30 protein-coding genes are annotated in these 25,773 nt (G+C 47.8%); all 30 read left to right on the top strand.

Translation table 11 applies throughout. The features are described 5' to 3' along the window. Window positions 1-24: 24 nt before the first annotated feature. The 30 genes from rplJ to map all read left to right on the top strand — a co-directional run bounded on the left by rplJ (window position 25) and on the right by map (window position 25,768). A complete protein-coding gene (gene rplJ / locus PHG53_05515) occupies window positions 25-558 on the top strand; it encodes a 50S ribosomal protein L10 (GenBank protein ID MDD5381081.1) in 534 nt (177 codons plus the stop codon). A 219-nt stretch (window positions 559-777) separates the two neighbouring features. After that, on the top strand, window positions 778-1,149 hold the full coding sequence (gene rplL / locus PHG53_05510; protein MDD5381080.1) for a 50S ribosomal protein L7/L12: 372 nt from the start codon (window positions 778-780) through the stop codon (window positions 1,147-1,149). A 110-nt stretch (window positions 1,150-1,259) separates the two neighbouring features. Beyond that, window positions 1,260-5,018: a DNA-directed RNA polymerase subunit beta gene (gene rpoB / locus PHG53_05505; GenBank protein MDD5381079.1), complete on the top strand. Its 3,759-nt coding sequence runs from the start codon at window positions 1,260-1,262 to the stop codon at window positions 5,016-5,018. Between the two features lie 80 nt (window positions 5,019-5,098). Then, window positions 5,099-9,502, top strand: coding sequence for a DNA-directed RNA polymerase subunit beta' (gene rpoC, locus PHG53_05500; protein MDD5381078.1), 4,404 nt, complete (start codon window positions 5,099-5,101; stop codon window positions 9,500-9,502). A gap of 40 nt (window positions 9,503-9,542) precedes the next feature. Next, window positions 9,543-9,914 (top strand): 30S ribosomal protein S12, encoded by a 372-nt coding sequence (gene rpsL, locus PHG53_05495; GenBank protein MDD5381077.1) that lies wholly within the window; start codon window positions 9,543-9,545, stop codon window positions 9,912-9,914. A gap of 48 nt (window positions 9,915-9,962) precedes the next feature. Further along, a complete protein-coding gene (gene rpsG, locus PHG53_05490) occupies window positions 9,963-10,469 on the top strand; it encodes a 30S ribosomal protein S7 (protein MDD5381076.1) in 507 nt (168 codons plus the stop codon). An 81-nt stretch (window positions 10,470-10,550) separates the two neighbouring features. Continuing rightward, window positions 10,551-12,635 (top strand): elongation factor G, encoded by a 2,085-nt coding sequence (fusA, locus tag PHG53_05485; GenBank protein ID MDD5381075.1) that lies wholly within the window; start codon window positions 10,551-10,553, stop codon window positions 12,633-12,635. A gap of 551 nt (window positions 12,636-13,186) precedes the next feature. After that, on the top strand, window positions 13,187-13,501 hold the full coding sequence (gene rpsJ / locus PHG53_05480; protein MDD5381074.1) for a 30S ribosomal protein S10: 315 nt from the start codon (window positions 13,187-13,189) through the stop codon (window positions 13,499-13,501). Window positions 13,502-13,519: 18 nt separating this feature from the next. Then, a complete protein-coding gene (gene rplC / locus PHG53_05475) occupies window positions 13,520-14,167 on the top strand; it encodes a 50S ribosomal protein L3 (GenBank protein ID MDD5381073.1) in 648 nt (215 codons plus the stop codon). 25 nt (window positions 14,168-14,192) lie between these two features. Further along, entirely contained in the window at window positions 14,193-14,828 is a 636-nt protein-coding gene (gene rplD, locus PHG53_05470) for a 50S ribosomal protein L4 (GenBank protein MDD5381072.1), read from the top strand. A 6-nt stretch (window positions 14,829-14,834) separates the two neighbouring features. Then, window positions 14,835-15,116, top strand: coding sequence for a 50S ribosomal protein L23 (gene rplW / locus PHG53_05465; GenBank protein ID MDD5381071.1), 282 nt, complete (start codon window positions 14,835-14,837; stop codon window positions 15,114-15,116). A 45-nt stretch (window positions 15,117-15,161) separates the two neighbouring features. Beyond that, the gene (rplB, locus tag PHG53_05460) at window positions 15,162-16,010 is read left to right on the top strand and encodes a 50S ribosomal protein L2 (GenBank protein MDD5381070.1); all 849 of its coding nucleotides are present in this window, start codon (window positions 15,162-15,164) and stop codon (window positions 16,008-16,010) included. 59 nt (window positions 16,011-16,069) lie between these two features. Next, a complete protein-coding gene (gene rpsS / locus PHG53_05455) occupies window positions 16,070-16,360 on the top strand; it encodes a 30S ribosomal protein S19 (protein MDD5381069.1) in 291 nt (96 codons plus the stop codon). Window positions 16,361-16,382: 22 nt separating this feature from the next. Continuing rightward, complete coding sequence (gene rplV / locus PHG53_05450) at window positions 16,383-16,940, top strand: 50S ribosomal protein L22 (GenBank protein MDD5381068.1); 558 nt, start codon at window positions 16,383-16,385, stop codon at window positions 16,938-16,940. Beyond that, complete coding sequence (rpsC, locus tag PHG53_05445; protein ID MDD5381067.1) at window positions 16,937-17,797, top strand: 30S ribosomal protein S3; 861 nt, start codon at window positions 16,937-16,939, stop codon at window positions 17,795-17,797. The genes rplV and rpsC overlap by 4 nt, the downstream gene beginning before the upstream one ends. Before the next feature lie 43 nt (window positions 17,798-17,840). Beyond that, complete coding sequence (gene rplP / locus PHG53_05440) at window positions 17,841-18,260, top strand: 50S ribosomal protein L16 (GenBank protein ID MDD5381066.1); 420 nt, start codon at window positions 17,841-17,843, stop codon at window positions 18,258-18,260. Window positions 18,261-18,295: 35 nt separating this feature from the next. Next, window positions 18,296-18,511, top strand: a complete 216-nt coding sequence (gene rpmC, locus PHG53_05435) for a 50S ribosomal protein L29 (protein ID MDD5381065.1) — start codon at window positions 18,296-18,298, stop codon at window positions 18,509-18,511. 55 nt (window positions 18,512-18,566) lie between these two features. Then, window positions 18,567-18,824 carry a 30S ribosomal protein S17 gene (rpsQ, locus tag PHG53_05430; GenBank protein ID MDD5381064.1) on the top strand — a complete coding sequence of 86 codons (258 nt, stop codon included), beginning with the start codon at window positions 18,567-18,569 and terminating at the stop codon, window positions 18,822-18,824. Window positions 18,825-18,862: 38 nt separating this feature from the next. Beyond that, a complete protein-coding gene (gene rplN / locus PHG53_05425) occupies window positions 18,863-19,249 on the top strand; it encodes a 50S ribosomal protein L14 (GenBank protein MDD5381063.1) in 387 nt (128 codons plus the stop codon). A gap of 37 nt (window positions 19,250-19,286) precedes the next feature. Continuing rightward, entirely contained in the window at window positions 19,287-19,625 is a 339-nt protein-coding gene (gene rplX, locus PHG53_05420) for a 50S ribosomal protein L24 (GenBank protein ID MDD5381062.1), read from the top strand. Window positions 19,626-19,637: 12 nt separating this feature from the next. Continuing rightward, window positions 19,638-20,195: a 50S ribosomal protein L5 gene (gene rplE, locus PHG53_05415; protein ID MDD5381061.1), complete on the top strand. Its 558-nt coding sequence runs from the start codon at window positions 19,638-19,640 to the stop codon at window positions 20,193-20,195. Between the two features lie 46 nt (window positions 20,196-20,241). Continuing rightward, window positions 20,242-20,427, top strand: coding sequence for a type Z 30S ribosomal protein S14 (locus PHG53_05410; GenBank protein ID MDD5381060.1), 186 nt, complete (start codon window positions 20,242-20,244; stop codon window positions 20,425-20,427). Window positions 20,428-20,479: 52 nt separating this feature from the next. Next, window positions 20,480-20,878 carry a 30S ribosomal protein S8 gene (rpsH, locus tag PHG53_05405; GenBank protein MDD5381059.1) on the top strand — a complete coding sequence of 133 codons (399 nt, stop codon included), beginning with the start codon at window positions 20,480-20,482 and terminating at the stop codon, window positions 20,876-20,878. Continuing rightward, complete coding sequence (gene rplF / locus PHG53_05400) at window positions 20,878-21,459, top strand: 50S ribosomal protein L6 (protein ID MDD5381058.1); 582 nt, start codon at window positions 20,878-20,880, stop codon at window positions 21,457-21,459. Before rpsH ends, rplF begins: the two co-directional genes overlap by 1 nt. A 16-nt stretch (window positions 21,460-21,475) precedes the next feature. Beyond that, window positions 21,476-21,841, top strand: coding sequence for a 50S ribosomal protein L18 (gene rplR, locus PHG53_05395; GenBank protein ID MDD5381057.1), 366 nt, complete (start codon window positions 21,476-21,478; stop codon window positions 21,839-21,841). A gap of 139 nt (window positions 21,842-21,980) precedes the next feature. Next, complete coding sequence (gene rpsE / locus PHG53_05390) at window positions 21,981-22,454, top strand: 30S ribosomal protein S5 (GenBank protein MDD5381056.1); 474 nt, start codon at window positions 21,981-21,983, stop codon at window positions 22,452-22,454. Window positions 22,455-22,462: 8 nt separating this feature from the next. After that, window positions 22,463-22,909 carry a 50S ribosomal protein L15 gene (gene rplO / locus PHG53_05385; protein ID MDD5381055.1) on the top strand — a complete coding sequence of 149 codons (447 nt, stop codon included), beginning with the start codon at window positions 22,463-22,465 and terminating at the stop codon, window positions 22,907-22,909. A gap of 49 nt (window positions 22,910-22,958) precedes the next feature. Further along, entirely contained in the window at window positions 22,959-24,314 is a 1,356-nt protein-coding gene (gene secY, locus PHG53_05380) for a preprotein translocase subunit SecY (protein ID MDD5381054.1), read from the top strand. Next, on the top strand, window positions 24,311-24,970 hold the full coding sequence (locus PHG53_05375) for an adenylate kinase (protein MDD5381053.1): 660 nt from the start codon (window positions 24,311-24,313) through the stop codon (window positions 24,968-24,970). The genes secY and PHG53_05375 overlap by 4 nt, the downstream gene beginning before the upstream one ends. 18 nt (window positions 24,971-24,988) lie before the next feature. Next, window positions 24,989-25,768, top strand: a complete 780-nt coding sequence (gene map, locus PHG53_05370) for a type I methionyl aminopeptidase (GenBank protein ID MDD5381052.1) — start codon at window positions 24,989-24,991, stop codon at window positions 25,766-25,768. Window positions 25,769-25,773 lie beyond the last annotated feature (5 nt).

Raw genomic sequence — 25,773 nt, 5'->3', positions numbered from 1 at the left:
CACATAAAGATTTAAGGTGAAAAGATGAGTAAATACGTAAAAAATTTGCAGCAGTCGGAACTGGAAAAGAAAATCGTTGGTGAAAATATCAAGGATTTTCTTGTTATCAGCACCAAAGGTCTCGGCGGTGTCGATGGAAACCTGATGCGAGGCGGGTTAAAGGAAAAGGGCATCAGGTTGTCGGTGGTGAAGAATTCGCTGTTTAAAAGGGCGTTGAGCAGCCGGCAGATGGAACCGGCGGCGTCACTATTTAGGGGGACCTGCACTATAGCTTACGGCGGAGACAGCATAGTTGACGTTGCCAAAGAAATAGCGGAATACGGCAAGAAGATTCCGGTGATAGAGGTTAAAGGTGCCTTTCTGGACGGCATGGTATTGGATGCTAATGGAGCGAAGGGTCTTTCAAAGATGCCGACGCGAGCGGAATTGCTGGGCAGGATTGTCAGCCTGGCACAGTCGCCTGCGTCAAGATTGGCCGCTGCTGTTATGGCCCCTGCAAGAAACATTGCGGGTTGTATAAAAACGATTTCCGAAAAGGCGAAGCCGCAAGCGGCGTAAAGAGAAATTTGAGATTACCTGTATGGCTGCCCCCATCGAGGGTTAAACGAAACGACGTAGTTTCGGCTACCAACGGGTGCTAACAGATAGGAGTTAACGAAAATGGCAGAAGAAGCAGCAAAAGAAACGAAACAGACCGAGGAAGCGGGAAAGTCGCAGGAAGCGAAGGAACCTAAAAAAGCAAAGGAAGTTAAAGAGACAAAGGAATGGAACAGCGAGATTAAGACTCTCGGTGACAAGATAGTCAAGCTGACGCTGATGCAGGCGAAAGAGCTTGGCGATTATCTCAAGGAAGAATACGGAATCGAGCCGGCAGCCGGCGGCGCTGTTATGATGGCAGGGCCTGCGGCGGGTGGTCAGGCGGAAGAAAAAGAAGAGAAGACCAGTTTTACTGTGGTTCTCAAGGCCGCTGGAGATAAGAAGATTCAGGTTATCAAAGAAGTAAGAGCGATTACCGGATTAGGCTTGAAAGAAGCTAAAGATCTTGTCGAAGGCGCTCCAAAGCCGGTCAAAGAAGGGCTGAGTAAAGCCGACGCCGATGCCGCAAAAGCGAAGCTCGAAGCCGTTGGTGCGGTAGTCGAATTGGCGTAATGAATATCGTTGAACGGTTGTGAAGCTCGTTTCGTCAGGTGTTAAACGCCAGGATTGACTGTTACGAGCAACCAATAGACGAAAAACGAAATTTAAAAAGGGGTAGTTAAATGGTTTCACAGGCCGTACGTAATTTTAGCAGATTCCGTGATGTTGTCGAGATTCCGGACCTGGTAGAAATACAGAAGAAAAGTTATGATCGCTTTCTGCAGACGGATGTAGCGCCGACCAGGAGGAAGAACATTGGTCTTGAAAGTTTGTTTCGCGAGATATTCCCTATCGTGAACTTCGACAAGACGATTCGTTTGGAATATCTTTACTACGAACTGGAAAAACCCCGTTATACTCCCAACGAATGCCGGCAGTTACGGCTGACCTACGGATACCCATTAAAGATTTGCTGCAGATTGCGTACTAAAGAAGGCGAAGATTTGGCTGAACAATCGGTGTACCTTGGCGAAATGCCGGTCATGATAGGCGGCGGAGAGTTTATCTTCAGCGGCGCCGAGCGCACGATAGTAAGCCAGCTTCATCGAAGTCCCGGAGTTGATTTTCTCATCGAGAGCAAGGAAGGCGACAGGGTGCTGCACGGCGGCAGAATCATACCGGAGCGCGGCAGCTGGATAGAGATAAGCGTAACCCGCAAAGACGTTTTAGTTGTCAAGATAGACCAGTCAAGCAAGATACCGGCGACGGTTTTTTTACGGGCGATGGGGCCGGACTACGGCACCACCTCGCAAATCCTGCGGTTGTTTTATTCGACAAAAACTGTTTCGGCATCGCAGCTTACTCCTGTTATGTGGGCGGTGGAACCGATTGCGGATACTGAAACCGGCGAAATTATAGTCAAAGCCGGCACACAAATCGGCGACAGGGTTTCTTTAGTACAGCGGACTGGAACCAAGAAAATCGAAGTTATCGAGGAGCCAAACGATACACTCGTATTGAACACCCTTGCGGAGGATGATTGCCAGAGCCAGGAGCAGGCGCTGTTAAAATTTTATATGAGATTAAGGCCCGGCAATCCGGCCAACGAAAAGAAGGCGCAGTCTTTCTTTGATGAGAAATTTTCTGATGTTAACCGCTATCGCCTGGGTAAGGTCGGCAGGTTCAGATTGAACCGGAAATTCGGGCAGACGGTTGACGAAGGGGAGATGACGCTGAGGCCCGAAGATTTCTTCAATACAGTAAAATACGTACTGGCTTTACGCAACAACGAAGGAACAATTGACGACATCGACCATCTTGGCAACAGACGGCTGCGAACAATCGATGAGCTTGCCGGCGATGAAATCAGGAAAGGGCTGTTGAGGCTACGCAAAACCGTTCAGGAACGAATGAGCATGAAACGGGAAGTCGAAGAATCGCTGCGGATAGCGGACCTTGTTAATTCCAAGAGCGTATCGAGCAGTATAAACTATTTCTTTGGCCGCGGCGAGCTGAGCCAGATTGTCGACCAGACCAACGCTTTAAGTCAATTGACACATGAAAGGCGTTTGTCGGCTCTCGGCCCCGGCGGTTTAAACAGAAGGCGGGCGGGTTTTGAAGTTCGCGACGTTCATATAAGCCATTACGGCAGAATCTGTCCGGTTGAAACGCCGGAAGGAACGAACATCGGTTTGATTTCCTCGCTGGCGATATTTGCTACAGTTGATGAGTATGGCTTTCTGCTGACGCCTTATCGACGAGTTGAAAAGGGCAAGGCCTCCGAAAAAGTCGACTACTTGCGTGCGGATGAAGATATGAAGGCAGTGATTGCCGCGCCCAACACATTCGACCCGGATACACATGATATTCAAAAAGGGATGGTGCTGGCTATGAAGGGGGGGGAGCTGGCCCAGGTTCCGCACGAGGATGTGAATTACGTTGATGTTTCAGCCAAACAAATTGTCGGTGTTTCCGCGTCGCTTATTCCGTTCCTTGAGCACGATGACGCAAACCGTGCTTTGATGGGCTCCAACATGCAGCGACAGGCGGTTCCGCTGCTGAAAACAGAGGTGCCTTTGGTCGGCACAGGTATGGAGAAAGTAGTCGGGCAAAACTCGAGTATGGTCGTCCGTGCGAATGGCGGCGATGTTGTTACCTCGGTGGATGCTGCCAAAATAGTTCTCAACCATACTGAAGAATATAAGCTCGAAAAGTTTGTTGGTTTGAACGAAAGAACCTGCCTTAATCAGACTCCTATAGTTAAACTCGGCGAAAAGGTTCAGAAAGGCCAGGTCATAGCAGACGGTGGCGGCACTGCCAACGGCGTATTGGCCCTCGGTAAAAATTTGCTTGTGGGATTTGTTACTTTCGATGGTTTTAACTTTGAAGATGCAATTATTGTAAGTGAGAGACTTGTCAAGAACGACAGTTTCACAAGTATTCATATCGACGAATTTACATCGGAGGTCCGAGAAACCCGCCTCGGCAGGGAAGAATTTACCCGTGATATTCCCAATGTCAGCGAAAAGGGCCTGCGGAGTCTTGATGAACACGGTGTAATTCGTGAGGGAACAAGGGTGTGTCCCGGCGATATTCTGGTAGGCAAGGTAGTACCCAAGAGCAAGACCGAGTTGACGCCTGAGGAAAAATTGCTGCACGCTATATTTGGAAGAGCGGGCGAAGACGTCAAGAATGACTCGCTGGAACTACCCAGCGGAAATGAGGGGGTGGTGATAAAAACAGAACGGTTCACCAGGCGCGGCGCAGGCGGCGAGGAACAAAAGAAAGCCCTCAAGGCCCAGATAAAACAATACGAAGGGGAAATGCGTGCCAAAGAATGCTTGATATTCAGGCAAATGATTGAGGCCATTCACAAGAAGTTCGATGTCAATATCATCGACCCATCCACGCGCCAGAAGGTCGGAGTCAGCACTGATGAGGATGTTATTTATGAGCAGGTAGAGGGCTTTGATGTTAAGTGGATAAGGCCCGCTTCGGTCCGGGACGATGTACAGAAAGTTGTGGATAAATTCTGGGGTAAAATATCTGAGATTAAAGAAGAAAAAAATCGCAGGATTGATAGTTTGAAGCACGGTGATGAGCTGGCCAGCGGCGTGCTGGAAATGGTAAAGGTTTACATCGCCACCAAGAGAATACTGTCAATCGGTGATAAAATGGCCGGACGCCACGGTAACAAGGGTGTTATTGCCAAGATTATGCCGGAAGAGGATATGCCGTTCCTCGAAGACGGCACGCCTTTGGATATTCTGCTGAATCCTCTTGGTGTGCCGAGCCGAATGAACGTCGGCCAAATTCTCGAAACCCACCTTGGCTGGGTAGCAAAGGTACTGGGCTTTCATGCGATTACACCTGTTTTCGACGGCGCTTCTGAGGAGGATATCCAAAAGCTCACAGCCGAAGCAAACGAGCTTATGAAAAAGCGCAAGGCCGAGCTGGAAAAAAATAAACAGGCACCGCCTGCTGATGAGCTTTTCGTAAACATTCCCAAATCCCTGAAGACCCAGTTGTACGATGGAAGAACAGGTGAGCCGTTCGACCAGACTGCCACGATAGGATATATGTATACGATGAAGCTGCATCACCTTGTTGATGACAAGATCCACGCCAGGGCAACCGGCCCATACAGTCTTATTACACAGCAGCCGTTAGGCGGCAAGGCCAGGACTGGCGGCCAGCGATTTGGCGAAATGGAAGTGTGGGCGCTGGAGGGCTACGGGGCGGCTTATACCCTTCAGGAAATGCTGACGGTCAAAAGCGATGATGTTGAGGGCCGAACGAAAATCTATGAATCAACCGTCAAAGGACAAAACAGGCTCGAAGCTGGCACGCCGCTTTCCTTTGATGTGTTGTGCAACGAGATAAGAGGATTGGGATTAAATATTCAGCTTGAGAAGAAACGGTTAGGAAGCTCTGCCTTATAATGATAACTGGTAATTGGTCAACTGGTGAATGATTAGCATTCGCCGGATACCAATCACCAAAAGATAGGAGTTAGCTTTAAATGCTGGGAAATATATACGATCGCATTAACGATTATGGTTTGGTCAAGATTTCGCTGGCCAGTCCCAATGATATTCGCAGCTGGTCTTTCGGTGAGGTTCGCAAGCCCGAGACCATTAACTACCGTACGTATCGGCCGGAGAAGGACGGCTTGTTCTGCGAACGCATTTTCGGTCCTGAACGGGATTGGGAGTGCGCCTGCGGCAAATATAAAGGCACCAAATTCAAGGGGATAATTTGCGATCGCTGCGGTGTCAAAGTTACGCACAGCCGCGTTCGGCGCAAGCGAATGGGACATATCAATCTTGCTGCGCCGGTGGTACACATATGGTTTTTCAAGGCCATACCGAATCATCTCAGCACTCTTTTGGCAATGAAAGCGTTAGACCTGGAAAAAATAATTTACTTCCAGGATTACGTTGTTACCGACGCTGGCCAAAGTCCTTTAAAGCTTGGTCAACTTCTTAGCGAAGAAGAATACCGTGAGGCATTGAACAAATACGGTAACGCGTTTAAGGCGCTGATGGGCGCCGAAGCCATCAAGGCCCTGCTGACAAATCTTGACCTTGAGGCATTGAGCAATGAGCTTAGAGCCGCCGTAGTCAAGACCAACAGCAATCAGAAAATCAAAGACCTTACGAAACGTCTTAAGGTAGTCAATGCGATCAGGAGCAGTAGTAACAAGCAGGAGTGGATGGTGCTCGAAGTTGTTCCCGTTATTCCGCCGGATTTGCGTCCTTTGGTTCTTCTTGAAAGCGGCAACTTTGCAACCAGCGACCTTAATGACCTTTACAGACGAATTATCAATCGTAACAACCGATTGAAAAAGCTTATAGACCTCAATGCCCCCGAAGTGATTATCCGCAACGAAAAAAGAATGCTTCAACAGGCAGTTGATTCGCTGCTGGACAATAGCCGGTGCCGCAGGCCGGTCCTCGGCAGTAATAGCCGGCCATTGAAGAGCTTGACCGATATGATTAAGGGTAAGCAGGGTCGATTCCGCGAAAATCTGCTCGGCAAGCGCGTGGACTACTCAGCTCGTTCTGTGATTGTAGTAGGGCCTAATCTGAAGCTTTATCAGTGCGGCTTGCCGAAGAAAATAGCATTGGAGCTGTATCAGCCGTTCATTATTAGAAAACTTAAGCAGCACGGCCTTGCCGATACGATTAAAAGCGCCAAGAGAATAATCGAACGGCGGGATGAGCAGGTATGGGACATCTTGGAAGAGGCCATTCATCAGCATCCTGTATTACTGAACCGAGCGCCTACTCTTCATCGAATGGGTATTCAGGCCTTTGAACCGATTCTTGTGGAAGGTAACGCCATTATGCTTCATCCGCTGGCCTGCAGGGGTTTCAATGCCGACTTCGACGGTGACCAGATGGCCGTCCATTTGCCGCTGAGTGTCGAGGCACAAGCCGAAAGTCATACCTTGATGATGCCTACAAGCAACATTTTCTCACCGGCCAATGGTTCTCCGATGCTCGGGCCCTCCCAGGATATGGTTATGGGCAACTATTATTTAACTTCTATCAGCCCTGGTCAAAAAGGACAAGGGATGGCTTTTAGAAACACTTTCGAGGCTATGATGGCCTATGAAATGGGGAAAATCGCTTTGCACTCTATCATTAGCGTAAAGGTTAATAAACCGGTCAAGGGGTCTGAAGGCGTGGTTTTGAAAAAGGACTCGAAGCACAAACAGTCCAAGACTCAAAAAGAAGCGGTTCCGGAAACTAAAGCAGGTGAGGGACTCTCCGGCCAAATAATAGAGACAACGGTTGGAAGGTGTATTTTCAACGATATACTGCCAGATGAAATGCCGTTTTATAATACGACGATGTCGCAGGGCACTTTGAGCAGGGTTATTAGTGACTGTTTCGAATTTGCCGGCAGCGCTCAAACTGTAAATTTGCTTGATAAAATAAAGGACGTGGGTTTCAAACATGCCACGCTCGGCGGCTTGAGCTTTGGTCTTACCGACCTGAAAATACCGGTGAAGAAACAGGAAATTATCGACGAGACAGAGAAAAAGGTCAGTAAAATCCAGACCAATTATAATAATGGTGTTCTGACCGAGGGGGAAAGATACAATCAGGTCATCGATGCCTGGACGCATGCCCGTGTTGCCGTTACCGGCGAGATGATGCGTGCCCTTAGAGAAGATAAGAAGGAAGACGGCTCTCCATATTTGAACCCGATATACCTTATGAGTGATTCAGGTGCGAGAGGCAGTGTCGACCAGATTCAGCAGCTGGCAGGAATGCGAGCGTTAATGGCCAATCCAAGCGGTGAGATTATCGAGACCCCAATTAAGTCAAACTTCCGGGAGGGCTTGACTGTTCTTGAGTACTTCAGCTCAACGCACGGAGCCCGTAAAGGACTGGCTGATACCGCATTAAAGACCGCTAATTCCGGTTATCTTACCCGCAAACTAATCGATGTGGCGCAAAATGTAATTGTCACCGAGCGCGATTGCGGGACATTGCAGGGAATTACCAAAAGTGCAATCAGCAGAGGTGAGCAGGTTGATATACCGCTTACTCAACTTATTGTCGGCAGAACAGCCAGAGATAATATCCGCAACCCGATTACAGATGAAATGATTGTTCGTGAGAACGAAGTTATTACTCCCAAGGCAGCAGCGAAGATTGAAGCTTTGGGGCTTGATGCCATCAGAGTTAGAAGCCCTCTAACCTGTGACAGCACGTTCGGTATTTGTGCGAAGTGTTACGGCTGGGATATGAGCACCAGCCATCTTGTCGAAGAGGGCTCGGCAGTCGGCATTATTGCTGCACAGTCAATCGGCGAACCCGGCACGCAGCTGACACTGCGTACGTTCCATACCGGCGGTATCGCTGCGAGAGCCATACTTGAAAGCGGCCAGAAAGCGGGCTTTGAAGGAAAGGTTGAGTTCAGAAATTTGGGCGTTGTCGAAGACCCGCTGGATTCTTCCCGTACTTCGTCGAAAGATGAAGCATCTTCCAAGGAAAAGAAGCCTGTCAGGTCTAAAGGTGTCGTACTAAAGCGCAGCGGTGAACTTGCCATATTAGACCAAAAGGACCGTGAGCTTGAAAAGTATAAGGTGCCTTACGGCGCACTTATGCACATAGATGACGGACAGGATTGTGCTGTGGGTAAGCTTTTATTCTCCTGGGATCCGCACCGCACGCCGATTCTGGCTGAAGTTTCGGGGCAAATTGCGTTCGTAGATATTATAGAAGGCGAGACAGTTCGGCTTGAAGAAGAGCGAAAAGGTCAGCTTGGCGGTAAACGCGTAGTAATCGAGCATAAAGGAGATACGCATCCGCAAGTTATCATAGAAGATGCGGACGGCAAAATACTTGATGTCCACTATCTGCCTGCCGGGGCCAGGATTGAGGTTGACGAAGGCCAGCGTGTCCAGGCAGGCCAGTTGCTTGCTCATCAACCCAGGGCGGCCGCCGGGACTCAGGACATCACAGGTGGACTGCCTAGAGTTACTGAAGTATTTGAAGCGCGCAAACCCAAAGACCCTGCTGCAATGGCGGAAATCTCGGGCCGGGTCGAGTTGCGAAGCGATAAACGCAAAGGCAAAATGACAGTTATAGTTCGCGGCGCCGAATCGGGAATGGAGAAGGAACACCACATTCCGCGTGACAGGCACCTGAATGTTCACGCCGGAGATATGGCAGAGGCCGGCGACCCATTGACAGATGGACCGCTGGTTCCGCACGATATTCTGCGAATTAAAGGTGAAGAGGCATTGCAGAGGTATTTAATCGCAGAGATTCAAAATGTCTATCGTTCACAAAATGTGAATATCAACGACAAACACATTGAGATTATCTGCTCCCAAATGATGCGTAAAGTTGAGATTGATTCTGTTGGTGATAGTTCATTTCTGCCGGGTGAGGTTGTTGATAAGTTCCAGTTCAAAAAAGAGAATGAGAGCTTAGCCAATAGTATCAAGATAGCCGACCTCGGAGATGTTACCGATTTGAAGGAAGGTCAGGTTATCGGCCGCGACGAACTGGCTGCGATGAATGAAAGAGTTGAGGCAATCGGCGGCACAAGTGCAAAGGGGAAAAAGCCCAGACCCGCAACTGCCAAGACATTGCTTTTGGGAATAACAAAGGCTTCACTGCAGTCCGAAAGCTTCATTGCAGCGGCCAGTTTCCAGGAAACAACAAAGGTCTTGACTGCCGCTTCATTGTCTGCTAAAGTAGATAAGCTTCGCGGCTTAAAGGAAAACGTAATACTTGGTCATTTGATACCAGCCGGCACAGCTTTCAAGCCGCATCTTGACATTAAGGTCAAGCACCTTGCTGAAGCTCCGCTGCCGAAGGAGTTTGCAGAGATTAAAGGGGTTGAGGAGACCGAGGCAAAGGCAGAGGCTGCTATTAAGGAAGCTCTGGGAATTAATTGAAGATAGTGATTCAGAACGAAAATTAAAACGAAAGTGAATTATGCCTACTATAAACCAGTTGGTCAAACGGTCGAGAGCGAAATCTAAGGGCCGAAAGAGAGTATCTGAAATCAGCGGAAGCCCTCAGAAAAGAGGCGTGTGCCTGATTGTAAGAACTCAAACGCCCAAAAAGCCGAACTCTGCTTTGCGGAAAATCGCCCGTGTCAGATTGACCGATGGCAAGGAGGTTACAGCTTATATACCCGGTATCGACCACAACCTGCAGGAGCACAGCACAGTTGTAATTCGCGGAGGCCGAGTCAGGGATTTGCCGGGTGTTCGGTATCATATTGTTCGCGGCGTGCTTGACTGTGCCGGCGTGGCGAACCGCAAACAGGGCAGAAGTAAATACGGGGCAAAAACGCCGAAATAGAAAGATATTGATAATCGGCCTTAATAACAGGTCAAAAAGAGAAAGATTATGGCAGGAAAATTTACAGCTTCGGGTCAGCAGTTAAAGCCGGACCCAGTGTATAAGAGCAAATTAGTATCGAAGTTTATTAACAGTTTGATGTGGGACGGCAAAAAAAGCGTAGCACAAAGAGCTTTTTATGATGCTATGGAAATAATTCGCCGCTCACCGCTGGTCACCGGCGGCTCGGGCGAAGGGGCAACCGGTCAGAAAACCGAGCTGGAGGTGTTCGAGACAGCTATTAATAATGTGAAGCCGTTACTTGAAGTTCGCAGCAAACGTATCGGCGGGGCCAGTTATCAAATTCCGATGCAGGTAAAACCCAGCCGCCAGCAGTCGCTTGCGTTTCGGTGGATAATACAATCGACCAGGGGCAAAAAAGGCTCCGCTATATGTCAGCGGCTGGCCACTGAACTGATGGAAGCTTATGACAGGCGCGGCGGTGCAATGACCACCCGAGATAATGTGCACAAGATGGCTGAGGCCAACAAGGCATTTGCTCATTTCGCCTGGTAATTTCAATAAGGTATAGCAGATAGCGGATAGGATAGGATTTTTCTTGTCCGCTATTTTTTTACTCGTTTATAGTAATGAACAATGAACAGATTGAAACAATTACGTAATATCGGGATTATGGCTCATATCGATGCCGGCAAAACGACGGTAACCGAGCGCATACTCTATTATACAGGCAAAACCTACAAGATGGGGGAAGTCCACGACGGCACCGCAGTTATGGATTATCTGGAAGAGGAGCAGAAAAGGGGCATTACTATAACCAGCGCCGCGACAAAGTGTCCCTGGAAGGATTTTGAGATTAACCTTATTGATACGCCGGGGCACATTGATTTTACTGCTGAGGTTGAGCGGTCCCTGCGTGTTCTCGATGGTGCTGTAGCAGTGTTTGACGGCAGTGAAGGCGTTCAGGCGCAAAGCGAAACCGTCTGGAGACAGGGACAGAAATACGTCCTGTCTTGTCTTTGCTTTGTGAATAAGATGGACAAAGTCGGCGCCGACTTCGAGATGACCGTCAAAAGCATTCGCGATAAACTCTTAGCCAATCCTGTTTGTGTGCAGCTGCCTATCGGTGCAGAAGATTCTTTTAGAGGAATAATAGACCTTATAAAGATGCAGGCTATTTTCTACAAGACCGAAGAATTGGGGGCGACCTTTGAAGAAGCTGAAATTCCCGACGAATTGCGGCAAACCGCAGAGCAGCACAGAAAAGAGATGATTGAACACGCAGCTGAGTACGATGAGGCTCTGATGGATGCTTACGTTCACGATAAGCCGGTCGATGCTGAGATGATAAATAAAGCGATTAGAAAAGGAACCATAGCCAACAAACTTCATCCGGTATTTGTCGGTTCAGCCCTGAAGTATATCGGCGTGCAAAAGCTGCTCGATGGCGTTGTGGCGTATTTACCTTCGCCGCTGGACAGACCTGATATAATCGTGCACAAAGGGGATGGTAAAGGTAAAGACAAGGACAAAGAAATATCAATTAAATGCGACCGAAAGGCCAGTCTTGTAGCTCTGGCATTTAAGATTACCAGTGATTCGCACGGTGATTTATACTTTCTAAGGATTTATCAGGGGACATTAAAGTCCGGCACGAGGGTCTTAAATGTAAACCGCGACAAAAAAGAGAATATTACCAGGATATTCGAGATGCACGCCGGCGAGCGAAAAATTCTGGACTCAACCGTCGCCGGGGACATTGTCGCAGTGGTTGGGTTAAAAGAAACGCTTACGGGCGATACGATTTGCGACCCTAAACATCCGGTTTGCCTGCCGAGTATTACATTTCCTGAAACGGTTATCAGTATGTCGATAGAGCCCAAAAGCGGCACAGAGACGGCAAAATTGTCGAAAGCTCTGGCGGATTTGAGGCGTGAAGACCCGACTTTCGAGTGTAAAATAGACAGCGAAACAGGCCAGACAATCATCCGCGGAATGGGCGAGCTGCATTTGGAAATACTCCAGCATAAACTGGTAAGGGAGAAGGGGGTTCATATCAGGGTCGGCAAGCCAAAGGTCGCATATAAAGAAGCTATTACCAGGTTATCTAAGGCAGAAGGAAAGTTTGTACGTCAAACAGGCGGTCATGGCCAATATGGACATGTGGTTTTGACGGTTGAGCCTCTGTTGACTGAGGAGGGGCATTGTAGCAATGATATTGAATTTGTGAGCAAGATAGTTTCCAATGCGGTGCCGAGAGAATTCATTCCCGCAGTGGAAAGGGGGGTTAGAGACGCTATGAGCAATGGTGTGCTGGCAGGTTTTCCTGTTGTGGGTATCAAAGTTGCTCTTATTGACGGTTCGTTTCATTCGGTTGATTCTTCGGATTTGGCTTTTGAGCAGGCTGCCAAAATAGCGGTGGAAAAGGCGTGCAAAGAGGCGGAGCCGGTTTTGCTTGAGCCGGTAATGCGGCTCCAAATAATAGTGCCGGAGGCCAATTTTGGGGCAATACAGGGCAATTTGCTCGGGAAAAGGGGGGTAATTACGGATTGTCGGCTACATGGAAATATGCGGATAATCGATGCCAAAGTGCCTTTGGCTGAAATGTTTGGATATTCCAGCGAAATTAGGAGTGCCACAGCCGGCCGCGGGACCTTTACTATGGAGCCGTTGAGCTATGAAAGAGTGCCGGAGCAGATTGCCAAGCAGGTTATTTTATAAAAAAGTGTATATTTTTGCGATTTTTAGCAAAATTTATTCAAATTTTTGTTTGATATAAAAAGATTTGTGTAGTAATATCTTGTTTTTTCAGCCGTAGCGAGCAGAACCAGGGATTGGTTTTGCGTTTACGAGTTGGGCTGTTACATATCTGTGATGTAGTAGTCAAGGATAGTTTGTTAGTTACTTTGTTAGGTTAAGGGGTACGCCAAAGCTGATAAATGGCTTTGGGATGGCCGTAAGTGGTCAGACCCTGGATTCTTTAAGGAAGGCGAATTTATTGGTAGTGTGTCGTGTTTTTTTGGTCATCGACAGTTAAAGACGGTCCGATAAGAAATGCCTTTCCTGCCAAAATCAAACCAAGATGTATTTGGTAAAAAAATGAGGCTATTTGCTGAAAATAGCTGAAGAAAATTATTTTGCAATTTGTTCGTAAGTATGTATAATTTTAGGTTTTCGCGAGTTTTCAGGTTAGGAATTTGAAGTAAAGAGGCGGCTTATTGGAAATCCGCTTTTGGGCGAGATTTCGCCGAAGGTGAACAGGAAGGAAAACTGTGCCCACTGAAACTGAAAAGATAAGAATTAAAATGGAGTCATACGACCCCAGGGCTCTTGACGCATCTGCTAAGGAAATAGTAGAGCACGCCCGAAGGACGAATGCCCGAGTCAGCGGTCCTGTGCCTCTGCCTACGCGGATAGAAAGATACACAGTTTTGCGAAGTCCTCACGTTGATAAAAAGTCGCGTGAGCAGTTTGAACTGAGGACTCACAAACGTTTGATAGATATTCACGAGGCCAACGCACGCACGGTTGAAGTGCTGAACCGTTTGGTGGTGCCGGCCGGCGTGTTTGTGAAGATTAAAGCCTGAGATACGAGGTAAAAGATAATGGCAATGCTGCTGGGTAAAAAGATTGGAATGACTCAGATGTATGATGAGGCGGACAGACTGCTGCCCGTTACGGTCATACAAGCCGGCCCTTGTATTGTTATGCAGGTCAAAACAGCAGATACAGACGGCTACAATGCTATTCAACTGGGATATGATGATGTAAAAAAATCGCGCAGAAAAAATTCGCAGATTGGACACGCCAAGAAAGCCAATTCAGAGCCAAAGAGATTTATCCGAGAGATGCATCTACCGAACGATGCTGCACCGGAATATAAAGCAGGAGATGCTCTTACGGTTGCGGTTTTTGAGAAAGAAAAATTCGTTGATATTGTAGGCACAAGCAAGGGCAAAGGCTTTGCCGGAGTGATGAAGCGGTACGATTTCCACGGTATGCCGGGTTCTCACGGTACCGAGCGGAAACACCGCTCTCCCGGTTCGATTGCCAGTCATGCCACAGACCGGGGTCACGGCGGCAATCTGCACAAGGGCAAGAGAATGGCGGGGCATTTGGGGGATCACAGAGCAACAGAAAAAAATCACAGCTTAGTAGCGATAGACCAGGAGAGAAATTTATTGATGATTAAAGGCTGTGTTCCAGGAGCTTGCGGCGGTTATGTTGTAGTCCGCAGTTCGCAGAAGGCCTGATATATTCGGAGAATGTAATAAAGAAATGATTGATTTGTCTGTTTACAACAAGGAAGGTAAGGAAGTCGACGTCTTAAAGGTCGACGAGGCGCTTCTCGGCGGCTCGATTAGGTATGCGCTGCTGAAACAGGCAATCGTTATGTACCACGCCAACAAGCGCGTGGGGACAGCTGCGACAAAAAGCAGAGGAATGGTCGAAGGCTCTACGAGAAAGATTTACGCTCAAAAGCACACCGGCAACGCCCGCGCGGGAACAATACGAACGGGCAAACGGGTTGGCGGCGGTGTTACTTTTGCCAAGGTGGCCAGAGATTTCGGCAAAAGTATGCCTAAGAAGCAGAGAATATTAGCCAGAGACTCAGCGGTTTTGGCAAAGCTTTTGAAAAACGATGTTGTAGTGGTTGATGAGCTGAAATTTGAGAAGCCTCGCACCAGCGATTTTGTAAGTGTCTTAGGTAATTTGAAAATTGAGCGTAGCTGCCTGGTGACGATTAACGGCTATGACGGTAATCTTTATAAATCAGCCAGGAACATTCCGAGGGTAGCTGTTATGCCCGTTACAGAATTAAACGCCGGTGATATTTGCAGCCATCATAAAATGCTGTTTACCAAAGAGGCGTTTTTGTTCCTTTTGAGTAAAGACCAAAGAAGCGAGAATTGACGGCAAATGCTTAATAATCTTAATATAATAATTCGGCCTTTGATTACAGAGCAGGGGATGCACTTTGCGAATGTAAAAGGTGCGTACTCCTTTGAGGTGAATGAGAAGGCCAATAAGACGCAGATAAGAAGCGCTGTTGAGAAAATATATAACGTTAAGGTGAGCAAGGTAAGAACGGCTAACCACAAGGGTAAATCCCGCCGCAAAGGCAGGAGCTTCGGGACGACAGCAAGCTGGAAAAAAGCCGTTGTATTTCTGAAACCGGACTATCATATAGATTTGTTCTGATTCTGGTGAATGGTAATTACCAATTACCAGTAAGAGGTGTGTGTTATGGGTATTAGAATTTATAGACCAACGTCTCCGGGACGACGAAACAGCTCGGTAAATGATTACGCTGAGTTGACTACCGATAAGCCGACCAAGTCGCTTTGTGTTCGCATAAAAAAAGCGGGCGGCAGGAACCACAGCGGTATGACGATGGTTCGATTCAGAGGCGGCGGGGCAAGAAAAATTTACCGTCTCATCGATTTTAAGCGCGATAAAGATGGAGTTCCCGCAAAAGTGGCGGCGATTGAATATGACCCTAACAGGAATTGTTTCATATCATTGCTGCACTACGCCGACGGCGAAAAAAGATATATTTTGTCGCCTCTGGGTATAAAGGTTGGAGACCGGGTGGAAAGCGGCTCTGAATGTGAGCCCAAGATTGGTAATGCGATGCCGCTTGCGGCAATTCCTGCCGGCCATGAAATTCATAATATTGAAATGACCGCAGGCCAGGGCGGAAAGTTGGTCCGAAGTGCCGGCAGCGCCGCAAAAATTGTGGCGAAAGAAGGCGACTGGGTCACCATCGCTTTGCCAAGCGGTGAAATGCGTATGGTTCGCAAAGAATGCAGGGCTACAATTGGCCAGCTAAGTAACCCCGACGACCAGAATGTTAGGATAGGCAAGGCCGGAAGAATGCGGCATATGGGTATCAGACCTCACGTCAGAGGCAAGGCGCAGAATCCAGTTGCTCACCCGATGGGCGGCGGCGAAGGCCGGGCAAATGGCGGACGGCATCCCTGCTCACCTACGGGCGTGCTGGCAAAAGGCGGGAAAACGAGAAATCCGCGAAAGACAAGTAATAAAAGGATTATTCGAAGACGCAAAAGCGGGCGTTTTCAGTTCGTGGCGTAATTAGCGTATGAGAGACAAGAAAAATTGGTCGTGTAACTATTGAAGGTTAAGTAAATCGAATGGGAAGATCACTTAAAAAAGGGCCTTATGTTGACGCGAAGCTTTTTGCCAAGGTTAATAAACGAGTTGAAACCGGCTCTCGTGAGCCGATAAAAACCTGGGCGAGAAGGTGCACCATAATTCCCGAATTTGTTGGTTTTACCTTTATGGTCCACAACGGCAAAATTTTCAATAAGGTTTTCATTACCGAAGATATGGTCGGACATAAACTGGGTGAATTTTCGCCGACGAGGATATTTAGAGGTCATTCGAGCAGAAAACTGGAAGTAACAACAGAAGCAGCAAGGTGACGGGTACTTCGGGATACGGAATATGTTAAGTGCTAATAAATTAAAAGAGCTTTGCAAACAGCGACGGATGAGCACAGACCATCTGGCCAGTCAGCTTGCCGGAGGCGGGCTGAACAAGGGAAAAGCGGTTGCTGCTGTTAAAAACTGGCAGAAAGGTCTTTTTAGGCCTATACCGCGTAAAGAGGATATTCGCCGTCTGGCGGCCGCATTATCTGTCGAGGTGAATGATTTGGCAGACTGGCGTTCGTGTTATCGCTATGCCCCTAGTTCCGCCCGTAAGGTTAAACTGGTTACACAATTGGTAGCCGGCCGAAGAGTCCAAGATGCGATGGATATTTTGAAGTTCACAAGAAAACGAGCTGCAGAAATGGTTGACAAGGTTCTAAAAACAGCCGTGGCCGATGCCGACGAGCAGCAAGCAGACGTTGATAATCTTTATGTTAGTGAAGCCCGTGTTGACGATGCAGGGTGGCGCATCGGCACCAAAAGATTTAGAGCAAAAGACAGAGGTAAGGCGTATTCGATTAAGAAAAAGGCCTGTCATATACATATAACAGTAACAGAAGCAAAGGGAGTATGAAGTATCTCGCCGGGCGAGATACGAAATACGAGATTATGGGTCAGAAAGTATCGCCAACAGGTTTTAGAACGGGAGTAACGCGTGGATGGCAAAGCACATGGTTTGCTTCCAAGAGCGATTACGGTGATTTTCTTGTCGAGGACCAAAAGATACGTCAGTATGTCGATAAGAAATACAACCGTCAGATGCCTAAGGGGGCAGTGGCAAAGGTTGAAATAGTCCGAACACGTAATGAAGTGAAAGTGACACTGCACAGCGCCCGGCCCGGTATAGTCATTGGTCCCAGAGGCGGTGAAGTCGATAAGCTGCGGGAAGAGCTTGAGGCACTAACGGGCCGGAAGATGGGTGTCAATGTTATCGAGATAAAAGAGCCCGACCTTGATGCTGCTTTGATAGGTGAAGCAATTGCTGAACAGTTAGGTAAGCGGGCTTCGTTTAGGCGCACGATGAAAGAGTGTTGCGAAGCGGCGATGAATGCCGGCGCCAAAGGGGTTAAGGTTGCCTGCTCGGGACGGTTGGCAGGTGCAGAGATAGCGCGTAGGGAGACGCAGAAACTCGGCAGTATCCCGTTGCAGACCTTGAGTGCCGATGTGGATTACGCCACGGCGACAGCCAGAACGACATACGGAGCAATTGGCATCAAAGTTTGGGTTTATAAGGGCAAATTTGGAGAGGTACTTGAGCCGAAGCAAGGTCGCCGGCGTCGTTCACCGAGGCGTGGTGACGCAAACCAAGGTGTCAGGCGCCGTACTAAATCTGCGAAGACACAAGCTGGTGAAGGCGCTGCCGAAGTTAAAAAAGAGCCTGCCCAGGAGAGCTTAAAGGATACGGAAAAGTCCGGAGAAGTCAGTAGTTAATAATCAATAACTAATTGTTAGTAATTAGCAAGGGTCTGAAAAAATGGCAACGATGCCGAAAAGGGTTAAATACCGTAAAAGCCAACGCGGCAAAATGAAGGGCAACGCCTCTCGAGGCAATTTTGTGGCGTTTGGCGACTACGGTTTGCAGGCGATGGAAACCTCCTGGATAAACGCCAAGCAGATTGAGGCAGGCCGAGTTTCGGCAACCCACTTTCTGCATCGTGAAGGAAGAGTTTATATTAGAATTTTTCCATACAAGCCTATAAGCGCCAAGCCGCTGGAGACGCGAATGGGTAAAGGTAAGGGTGAGCCCGCATTTTGGGTCGCCAGAGTCAGGCCGGGACAGGTTTGCTTTGAAGTCGGCGGAATAGCTGAGAACGTAGCGAAATTAGCATTGGGCAGAGTTGCCCATAAATTGCCGATTAAGTGCAGGTTTATTAAGCGAAGACATTCATTGTAGTTTGCAATGAGTAATTTATAAAAGGAAAGCGCCAGATGAAGGCCCAGCAGTATCGTGAAATGAGTCCGGATGAGCTTAAAGATAAGCTCGAAGAGATGCAGAGGCATTTTTTTGACTTGCGCTCGCAGGCAGTTACGGAGAAGCTGGAGAATTCCAAGGCTCTAATCAATGTCAGACGTGACATTGCCAGGATTAAAACGATAATACGTGAAAGCTCGTTACGGCAGAGCAAGCCGCAGCAGGGTAAGTAATGGTTTACCCCTTCTTGCTTTCGCAGGAAAGCAGGGGGGTGATTGGAAAACGAAGATGCAGGATAAGAAATTAAAAACTGTAACAGGCGTGGTGATAAGTCACAGCGGTGATAAAAGCATTAAAATCACCGTTGATTTCAAGGTCAAGCATCCGCAGTACGGCAAATACATAAAGCGAAGGTCAAAGTATGCGGTCCATGATGAACATAATCAGGCCGGCGTGGGCGATGTCGTTGAGGTTGTTGAGTGCAGGCCCTACAGTAAAACTAAAAATTGGCGTCTTTTAAAGGTTCTGGAAAAAGCTGTTCGGTAACAGTAACGTCAGAGAAACGACGAGAAACGGGAAATAAAGTGATTCAGCAAGAAACAATGTTGGATGTGGCCGACAACTCAGGTGTCAAGTTGGCAATGTGCATCAGGGTCCTTGGCAAAGGAGGGTCAAGGGGTAAGTTCAGGCGCACTGTAGCCAGAGTAGGTGATATTATCTGTGTTGCCATCAAAAAGTCGCTTCCGACCTGTCAACTGGATGATAAGAAAGTGCATAAATGTGTTGTTATACGAACCACGAGCCCTTTGAGACGCCCTGACGGCAGCTACGTGAGATTCGATCACAATGCTGCTGTTATGATTGATAATGAAGGCAATCCCATAGGAACGAGGATTTTTGGTGCGGTTGCCCGTGAGCTTCGTGACAAAAACTACATGAAAATTATTTCGCTTGCAAGCGAGGTAGTCTGAGGAAATTGGTTATTAAAGACGGACACGGAATTTAAAAATGGCCCTACATATAAAAAAAGGTGATATGGTCGAGATTATAACAGGTGACCATAAGGGTGCTACCGGTCAGGTGCTGCGTGTCATACCGGAAGAAAATAAGGTAATTGTTCAGGGACACAATATAGCGAAAAAGCATGTTCGGCCTTCACGCAAAAGTCCGCATGGAGGTCGTATTGATGTCGAGCAGCCTATCCATATGAGTAATGTTTTGCCTCTGAGTTCGAAAAGCTCGAAAGGCAGTAGGGTTCATTATCAGGTAAGCGCCGATGGAAGCAAGAAACGTTTTGCAGCCGACGGCAGTGAAATTAGCGTTGTTAAGAGGGCTAAAAAGGCCTAAAGCGAGATACGAATGGCACGTTTGAAGGATTTATATAAGACTAAGGTAGTTCCGGAATTAATCAAGGAGTTTGACTACAAAAATCCTATGGCTGTGCCGCGGATGAAAAAAATTGTTATTTCTATGGGAGTGGGCAAGGCGACGCAGGACAAGAAATTCCTGGAACTTGCCAAAAAGGACCTGATGATGATTACCGGCCAGTTGCCGCTCGTATGCAAGGCCACAAAAAGCGTTTCGAATTTCAAACTTCGTGAAGGCAACGAAATCGGTTTGAAGGTGACTGTCCGTCATGGTCGGATGTATGAATTTATGGATAGACTGATTAGTCTTGCAATCCCGCGAGTAAGAGATTTTCGCGGCCTTAGCCCAAGAAGTTTTGACGGCAGGGGTAATTACTCGATGGGGCTGTCTGAACAGAGTGTTTTTCCGGAAATTAACCCCGCGAAAGTAGAATTTCAGCAGGGTATGAACATAGCTTTTATAACTACGGCCAATACCGATGAAGAAGCAAAGAAGATGCTGGCGCTTTTTGGAATGCCCTTCAGAGAGTCGGCAGCGACAGAGGCGTAGTATTTAATAACTGCTTAAAGGTAAACGATAGGTTTGGAGTATATAAGTGTCGACTAAAGCTTTGGAAAATAAGTCAAAAAAGAAACAAAAGTTTCGCGTTAGGCAGTATACGCGATGCCAGCTTTGTGGAAGGTCCCATGCTGTTTATCGCAAGTTCAAGGTTTGCCGTATTTGTTTCAGAACCTTAGCTCTCGAAGGGAAAATACCGGGAGTGAAAAAAGCCAGTTGGTAAAGCGATTTACCGTTGAGAAATCGTAATTTGGAGATTGATTTGGAACCTAATTATGAGCGCCAGTGACCCAATAGCTGATATGCTGACAAGAATTCGCAATGCGATCCGGATAGGTAAGGCCGAGGTTGACATTAAGGCATCAAATATCTGTGAAGGCATAGCGGCTGTTCTTAAGCAGGAAGGTTATATCTCAGATTTCAGCCGCATCGATGATGGCAAACAGGGGACGCTGAAGGTTACCCTGAAGTATGACCAGAGCGGCCAGGCTATTATTACTGAGATAGCAAGAGTAAGTAAGCCCGGCAGGAGAGTCTATCTGTCGGTTGACCGGTTACCGCACGTTTTGAGTGGTATGGGTGTAGCGATTGTTTCGACAAGTAAAGGTGTGATGAGTGATAGAAACTGCCGCAAGGACAACATTGGCGGCGAGATACTTTGTACGGTGAGTTAATGAGTCGTATTGGGAAAAAACCAGTTATTGTCCCTAAAGGGGTAAAGGTCGAGCAAAAAGGCCAGTTTATCGAGGTTTCAGGGCCGCTTGGCAGTTTGCAGTTGAAATGCTACCCGCAGATAAAGATAAAGATTGATAGCGCTGCGGGACAAGTACTGGTTGAAAATGAGAAACTTGAAGTGCGCCAGAACAGGCAGATGCACGGCACAACACGTGCCTTGATTGCAAATATGGTAGTCGGTGTCAGCAAAGGTTATGAAAAGAAGCTGATGATATACGGCACCGGATACAATGTAAAGGAGCAGGGCGGCAAACTGATTTTGCAAGTTGGCTTCTGCAATCCGGTAGAGAAGCCGATACCGAAGGGTATAAAGGTGAACATTGAGGCCGGTGCGACCAAAGGCGATGAAGTTCCCGCCAAGTTTACGATTTTAGGTTCGGATAAGAAAGTGCTGGGACAGTTTGCTGCGGATATAAGAAAAGTGAAGCCGCCGGAACCCTATAAAGGCAAGGGTATTCGTTTTGTCGGAGAATACGTAAAACGCAAAGTCGGCAAAGCATTTGCTACAGGAACAGCATAGTTAGGATTTGGTTCTTATGGGCATTGATAATAAAAAAAAGGCGGCCTTGAGACGTAAGTCTCACGTGCGAAAGAAGGTTTTTGGAACGCCGGACAGGCCGCGTTTGTCGGTATTTCGCTCGAATAGACACATTTACACCCAGATTATGGATGATGTTGCAGGAGCGACGCTCGTTTCTGCGAGCACAAGGACAAAAGCCCTGAGGGACCAATTGCCTCGCGGCAGCGGCAAAAAAGCCGCTCAAATAGTAGGTGAAACGCTTGCGAAGCAGGCGATGGGCGTTGGGATTAAATGTGTTTGCTTTGATAGAAACCGCTATAAATTTCATGGCAGAGTCAAAGCTCTTGCCGATGCGGCGAAAAAAGCTGGATTGGTTTTTTAAAAATCAGAGTTAGGTTTGGAGAAGAAAATTGACAGAAGAATCGGCTAATCCTGTTAAAAGTGAGACCTCGGAGAAGACTGTCGTACCTTCGGTGCGGCCTTCTAACGAGGTCAAACCCTCCACTCAGGAAGAACAACCGTTGGAAGATACGGTCGTAAAAGTATTTCGCTGTGCCAAGGTGGTCAAGGGAGGCCGGCGGTTTAGCTTTGCGGCGATGGTCGTAGTTGGTGACCATGCAGGCACAGTAGGTGTCGGTTATGGTAAGGCCAATGAAGTCCCATTAGCCGTTGAGAAGGGTGTAAAAGATGCCAAGAAATCTTTGTGCAAAATAGTTCTGCTTGGCCGGACGATTCCGTACCAGGTCCAAGGCAAATATGGAGCAACAAAGGTAACGCTGGTTCCGGCCAGCCCCGGTACAGGGGTTATCGCCGGTTCAAGTGCTCGAGCAGTGCTCGAATTATCCGGCGTGCAGGATGTACTTACAAAAGTTTACGGAAGCACCTCCGCTAAAAATGTTGTCAAAGCTACGTTAAGAGGATTGCTGAAGTTGCGCAGTAGAGAAACGATTGAATCTCTTCGTGGTGTAGAAGTTGAAGCTGTTAAAAGGTGGTGATGATTTAAATGCTGAATTTCGAAATAACTTCTGCCGTAGGTAAACATAAAGCTCGCAGGCGTGTTGGTAGAGGCGTTGGTTCAGGTCATGGGAAAACCAGTACCCGAGGCCACAAAGGCAGCCTCAGCAGGGCCGGGTCCTTTTCTGTATCGCTTTTTGAGGGCGGGCAGATGCCTCTATTCAGGCGGTTGCCCAAACGCGGCTTCAGTAATTTCAAGTTCGAAACCCGTTATAAAACCGTAAATGTATCACAATTGGAGATATTTGACGAGGGCACTACCGTTGGCGTGGAACAGTTATCCAGCGCCGGGTTGATTGACAGCCTCAGGAATAAAGTCAAAATTCTTGGCGATGGTGAACTGACAAAGAAACTGCTGGTAACAGCTCATAAATTCAGTAAATCTGCCGAACAGAAGATTGTAGCTTCCGGAGGCACCGCGAAAACAATAGAGTAAACGACTGTGATTATTATAAAAGTGAGAAATTAGAGGCGAATATTAAAAAATGCTTGGAGCGGTAGTTAACATATTCAGAATCCCAGACTTGCGCAACAAGATTCTTTTTACTTTTGCGTTGCTGATGATATACAGGATTGGCTTCCATATCCCTACGCCGTGTTTTGACCAGGCGAAGATGGAAGCCGCCGTCGGCACAAGAGACACAGATAGCCCTATAGGCAGAGCTGCTGAATATCTCCAAATGTTCACAGGCGGAACCTTGAGCCATAGCAGTTTGTTTGGCCTGGGAATTATGCCCTATATTATGGCATCGATTTTCCTTATGCTGCTGGCTGAGGTTGTTCCGGCCTTGAAAAAATTGCGACAGGAGGGCCAGACCGGCTACAAGAAAATACAGGAGTACACACGCTATCTGACGGTGCCGGTATGTGTTTTTCAGGCTATAATGTATATGAGGATGTTTGGGATGGGGGCCTATATCTATGCCGGCATGCAAACTCAGGCTATGATACTGGGTATTGTAAGTATGACAGCCGGTACCATTTTCCTGATGTGGCTCGGCGAGCAGATAGATGAATACGGCATAGGCAATGGTGTCAGTTTAATAATTATGGCTGGCATTATCGACAGAATGCCCTGGGCCGTCCAGACGCTTTGGCGGAATGTTGACTTCAGCGTTGGTGCACCGCCCGGAACCGTAGGCCCGGCAAAAATATTGTTCCTGATAGCGGCGTTTGTATTTGTTGTTGCAGGCGCCATACTGATAACTCAAGGCCAGCGCAGAATACCTATTCAGTACGCAAAGCAGATGCGCGGTCATAGAATGTATGGTGGCCAAAGACAGTATCTGCCGCTCAGGGTCAATCACGGCGGAGTGATGCCGATAATTTTCGCATCGAGCTTTATGATGTTCCCGCCGATAGTTGTCGGCCAGTTGGCAAGCAGGTTCCCATCTTCGGTATTTCTTATGAATTTGCAGAATGCTTTTGGGCCCGGTGCTTATACTTATAATGTTGTGTATATGTTATTGATATTCTTATTTGCTTACTTTTGGACAACAATACAGTTTCAGCCGAAGGAGATGGCCAAAAATTTGCGGGATTCTGGCAGCTTTATCCCGGGGCTTCGTCCGGGCCGAAGGACCGCTGATTATTTGGAAAAGGTGATGATTAGAATCACTTATTTTGGAGCCGCATTCTTAGCCGTAATTGCCGTTGTGCCGTCGGTGATTACAATATTATTAGGAGTTGACTGGAGAATTGCGTCTTTCCTGGGCGGCACTGGTTTATTGATAGTTATCAGTGTCTCGCTGGACATGGTGCAGAAAATAGAGGCCAACCTCCTGATGCGCAGCTACGATGGTTTTAGTGAAACCGGCAGAATTAAAGGAGCCTATTCGTGAGGATAGTCTTATTGGGTGCTCCGGGAGCCGGCAAAGGAACGCAGTGTAAGCGCATCGTTGAAAGATATGGCTTGCTCCATTTATCCAGCGGAGACATCCTGCGGCAGGAAAGAGCTACAGGGAGCGAGTTGGGCAAAAGAGCCCAAACGTATATGGATTCCGGCGGGCTTGTGCCGGATGATGTAATAGTTGAAATGATGGCTGGTGCGATTAAAAAGACACCACAGGCTGGTTTTGTGCTGGATGGTTTTCCCAGGACCGTTAATCAGGCCGACAAGCTTGATGAATCGTTGGCTGGTAACGGCGAAAAAATAGATGCTGTTTTGAACTTAAAGGTAGATGACCGGATAGTAGCCGGGCGATTGACCGGCAGAAGAAGCTGTCCTCAGTGTGGTGCGGTTTATCACATTGAAAACCTGAAGCCTAAGGTCGAAGGAAAATGTGATAGAGATGGCACCGCCCTTGTTCAAAGGGCGGATGACGGTCTTGAAGTGGTTAAGAATCGGCTTAAGACGTATCACCGGCAGACAGAACCGGTGGTGGATTACTATAGAAAGAACAACACTGTTTATGACTTCGATGCCAATGAAGAAGCCGGCAGTGTGACCGCTTTATTGTTCGAGAATTTGGATGCTCTCGCCGGAAATAAAGTATGAGGCGAGATACGGAATTAAATGGCTATAACGCTTCGCAGCCGAAGAGAGATTGAGCTGATTCGTAAAGCAGGTGTTGTTGTAGCCGATGTTCTTTTAAAATTACAAGAGGTTGCAGAACCGGGAGTAACTACCGGCTGGCTGGACAGCATGGCTTCGCAGATTACAACCGAAGCCGGGGCAACGGCTTTGTTTAAAGGAGTACGCAGTCCTTATGCTCCGGCGCCGTTTCCGAGCGCAATTTGCGCCTCGATAAATGAGCAGGTCGTCCACGGAATTCCTTCCGAGACCGCTGTACTTAAGAACGGCGATATCCTGAGCATTGATTTCGGCGCCAAGCTTGATGGTTATTGTGGAGATGCTGCTGTTACTGTCGCTATCGGCGAGATTACTGAAGATAAACGCAGGCTTATAGATGCGACTAAACATCTTCTCGATATTGCGATAGCTCGAGCGAAACCGGGCGTAAAATGGAGCCAAATAGCCGCCGAAATGCAGGGTTATGCGGAATCGGCCGGCTTTTCGGTAGTAAAGGATTTTGTCGGACACGGCATCGGTAAAAAGATGCACGAAGAGCCCAAAGTCCCCAACTTTGTCAGTGATGAGTTGCTCAGATGCGATATTATTCTGACGGAAGGCATGATCCTGGCAGTGGAGCCGATGGTTAATGCCGGTACCAGTGATGTGCGAACGCTGAAAAACGGATGGGTAGTGGTAACAAAGGATGGAAAGTGTTCGGCTCACTTTGAGCATACGATTGCAATAGTGAAAAATGGTTGTGAAGTGCTGACTGTAAAGTAGCGAAA

It is taken from the genome of Phycisphaerae bacterium (assembly GCA_028714855.1).
Lineage (GTDB): Bacteria > Planctomycetota > Phycisphaerae > Sedimentisphaerales > Anaerobacaceae > CAIYOL01.
This window is presented reverse-complemented; position numbering and strand designations above follow the sequence as displayed.

Bases quoted from the DNA above. Each gene is read 5' to 3' on its own strand.
- rplJ (MDD5381081.1), top strand. From the start codon at position 25: ATGAGTAAATACGTAAAAAATTTGCAGCAGTCGGAACTGGAAAAGAAA.
- rpoB (MDD5381079.1), top strand. From the start codon at position 1,260: ATGGTTTCACAGGCCGTACGTAATTTTAGCAGATTCCGTGATGTTGTC.
- rpoC (MDD5381078.1), top strand. From the start codon at position 5,099: ATGCTGGGAAATATATACGATCGCATTAACGATTATGGTTTGGTCAAG.
- rpsL (MDD5381077.1), top strand. From the start codon at position 9,543: ATGCCTACTATAAACCAGTTGGTCAAACGGTCGAGAGCGAAATCTAAG.
- rpsG (MDD5381076.1), top strand. From the start codon at position 9,963: ATGGCAGGAAAATTTACAGCTTCGGGTCAGCAGTTAAAGCCGGACCCA.
- fusA (MDD5381075.1), top strand. From the start codon at position 10,551: ATGAACAGATTGAAACAATTACGTAATATCGGGATTATGGCTCATATC.
- rplC (MDD5381073.1), top strand. From the start codon at position 13,520: ATGGCAATGCTGCTGGGTAAAAAGATTGGAATGACTCAGATGTATGAT.
- rplD (MDD5381072.1), top strand. From the start codon at position 14,193: ATGATTGATTTGTCTGTTTACAACAAGGAAGGTAAGGAAGTCGACGTC.
- rplW (MDD5381071.1), top strand. From the start codon at position 14,835: ATGCTTAATAATCTTAATATAATAATTCGGCCTTTGATTACAGAGCAG.
- rplB (MDD5381070.1), top strand. From the start codon at position 15,162: ATGGGTATTAGAATTTATAGACCAACGTCTCCGGGACGACGAAACAGC.
- rpsS (MDD5381069.1), top strand. From the start codon at position 16,070: ATGGGAAGATCACTTAAAAAAGGGCCTTATGTTGACGCGAAGCTTTTT.
- rplV (MDD5381068.1), top strand. From the start codon at position 16,383: ATGTTAAGTGCTAATAAATTAAAAGAGCTTTGCAAACAGCGACGGATG.
- rpsC (MDD5381067.1), top strand. From the start codon at position 16,937: ATGAAGTATCTCGCCGGGCGAGATACGAAATACGAGATTATGGGTCAG.
- rplP (MDD5381066.1), top strand. From the start codon at position 17,841: ATGGCAACGATGCCGAAAAGGGTTAAATACCGTAAAAGCCAACGCGGC.
- rpmC (MDD5381065.1), top strand. From the start codon at position 18,296: ATGAAGGCCCAGCAGTATCGTGAAATGAGTCCGGATGAGCTTAAAGAT.
- rpsQ (MDD5381064.1), top strand. From the start codon at position 18,567: ATGCAGGATAAGAAATTAAAAACTGTAACAGGCGTGGTGATAAGTCAC.
- rplX (MDD5381062.1), top strand. From the start codon at position 19,287: ATGGCCCTACATATAAAAAAAGGTGATATGGTCGAGATTATAACAGGT.
- rplE (MDD5381061.1), top strand. From the start codon at position 19,638: ATGGCACGTTTGAAGGATTTATATAAGACTAAGGTAGTTCCGGAATTA.
- rpsH (MDD5381059.1), top strand. From the start codon at position 20,480: ATGAGCGCCAGTGACCCAATAGCTGATATGCTGACAAGAATTCGCAAT.
- rplF (MDD5381058.1), top strand. From the start codon at position 20,878: ATGAGTCGTATTGGGAAAAAACCAGTTATTGTCCCTAAAGGGGTAAAG.
- rplR (MDD5381057.1), top strand. From the start codon at position 21,476: ATGGGCATTGATAATAAAAAAAAGGCGGCCTTGAGACGTAAGTCTCAC.
- rplO (MDD5381055.1), top strand. From the start codon at position 22,463: ATGCTGAATTTCGAAATAACTTCTGCCGTAGGTAAACATAAAGCTCGC.
- secY (MDD5381054.1), top strand. From the start codon at position 22,959: ATGCTTGGAGCGGTAGTTAACATATTCAGAATCCCAGACTTGCGCAAC.
- map (MDD5381052.1), top strand. From the start codon at position 24,989: ATGGCTATAACGCTTCGCAGCCGAAGAGAGATTGAGCTGATTCGTAAA.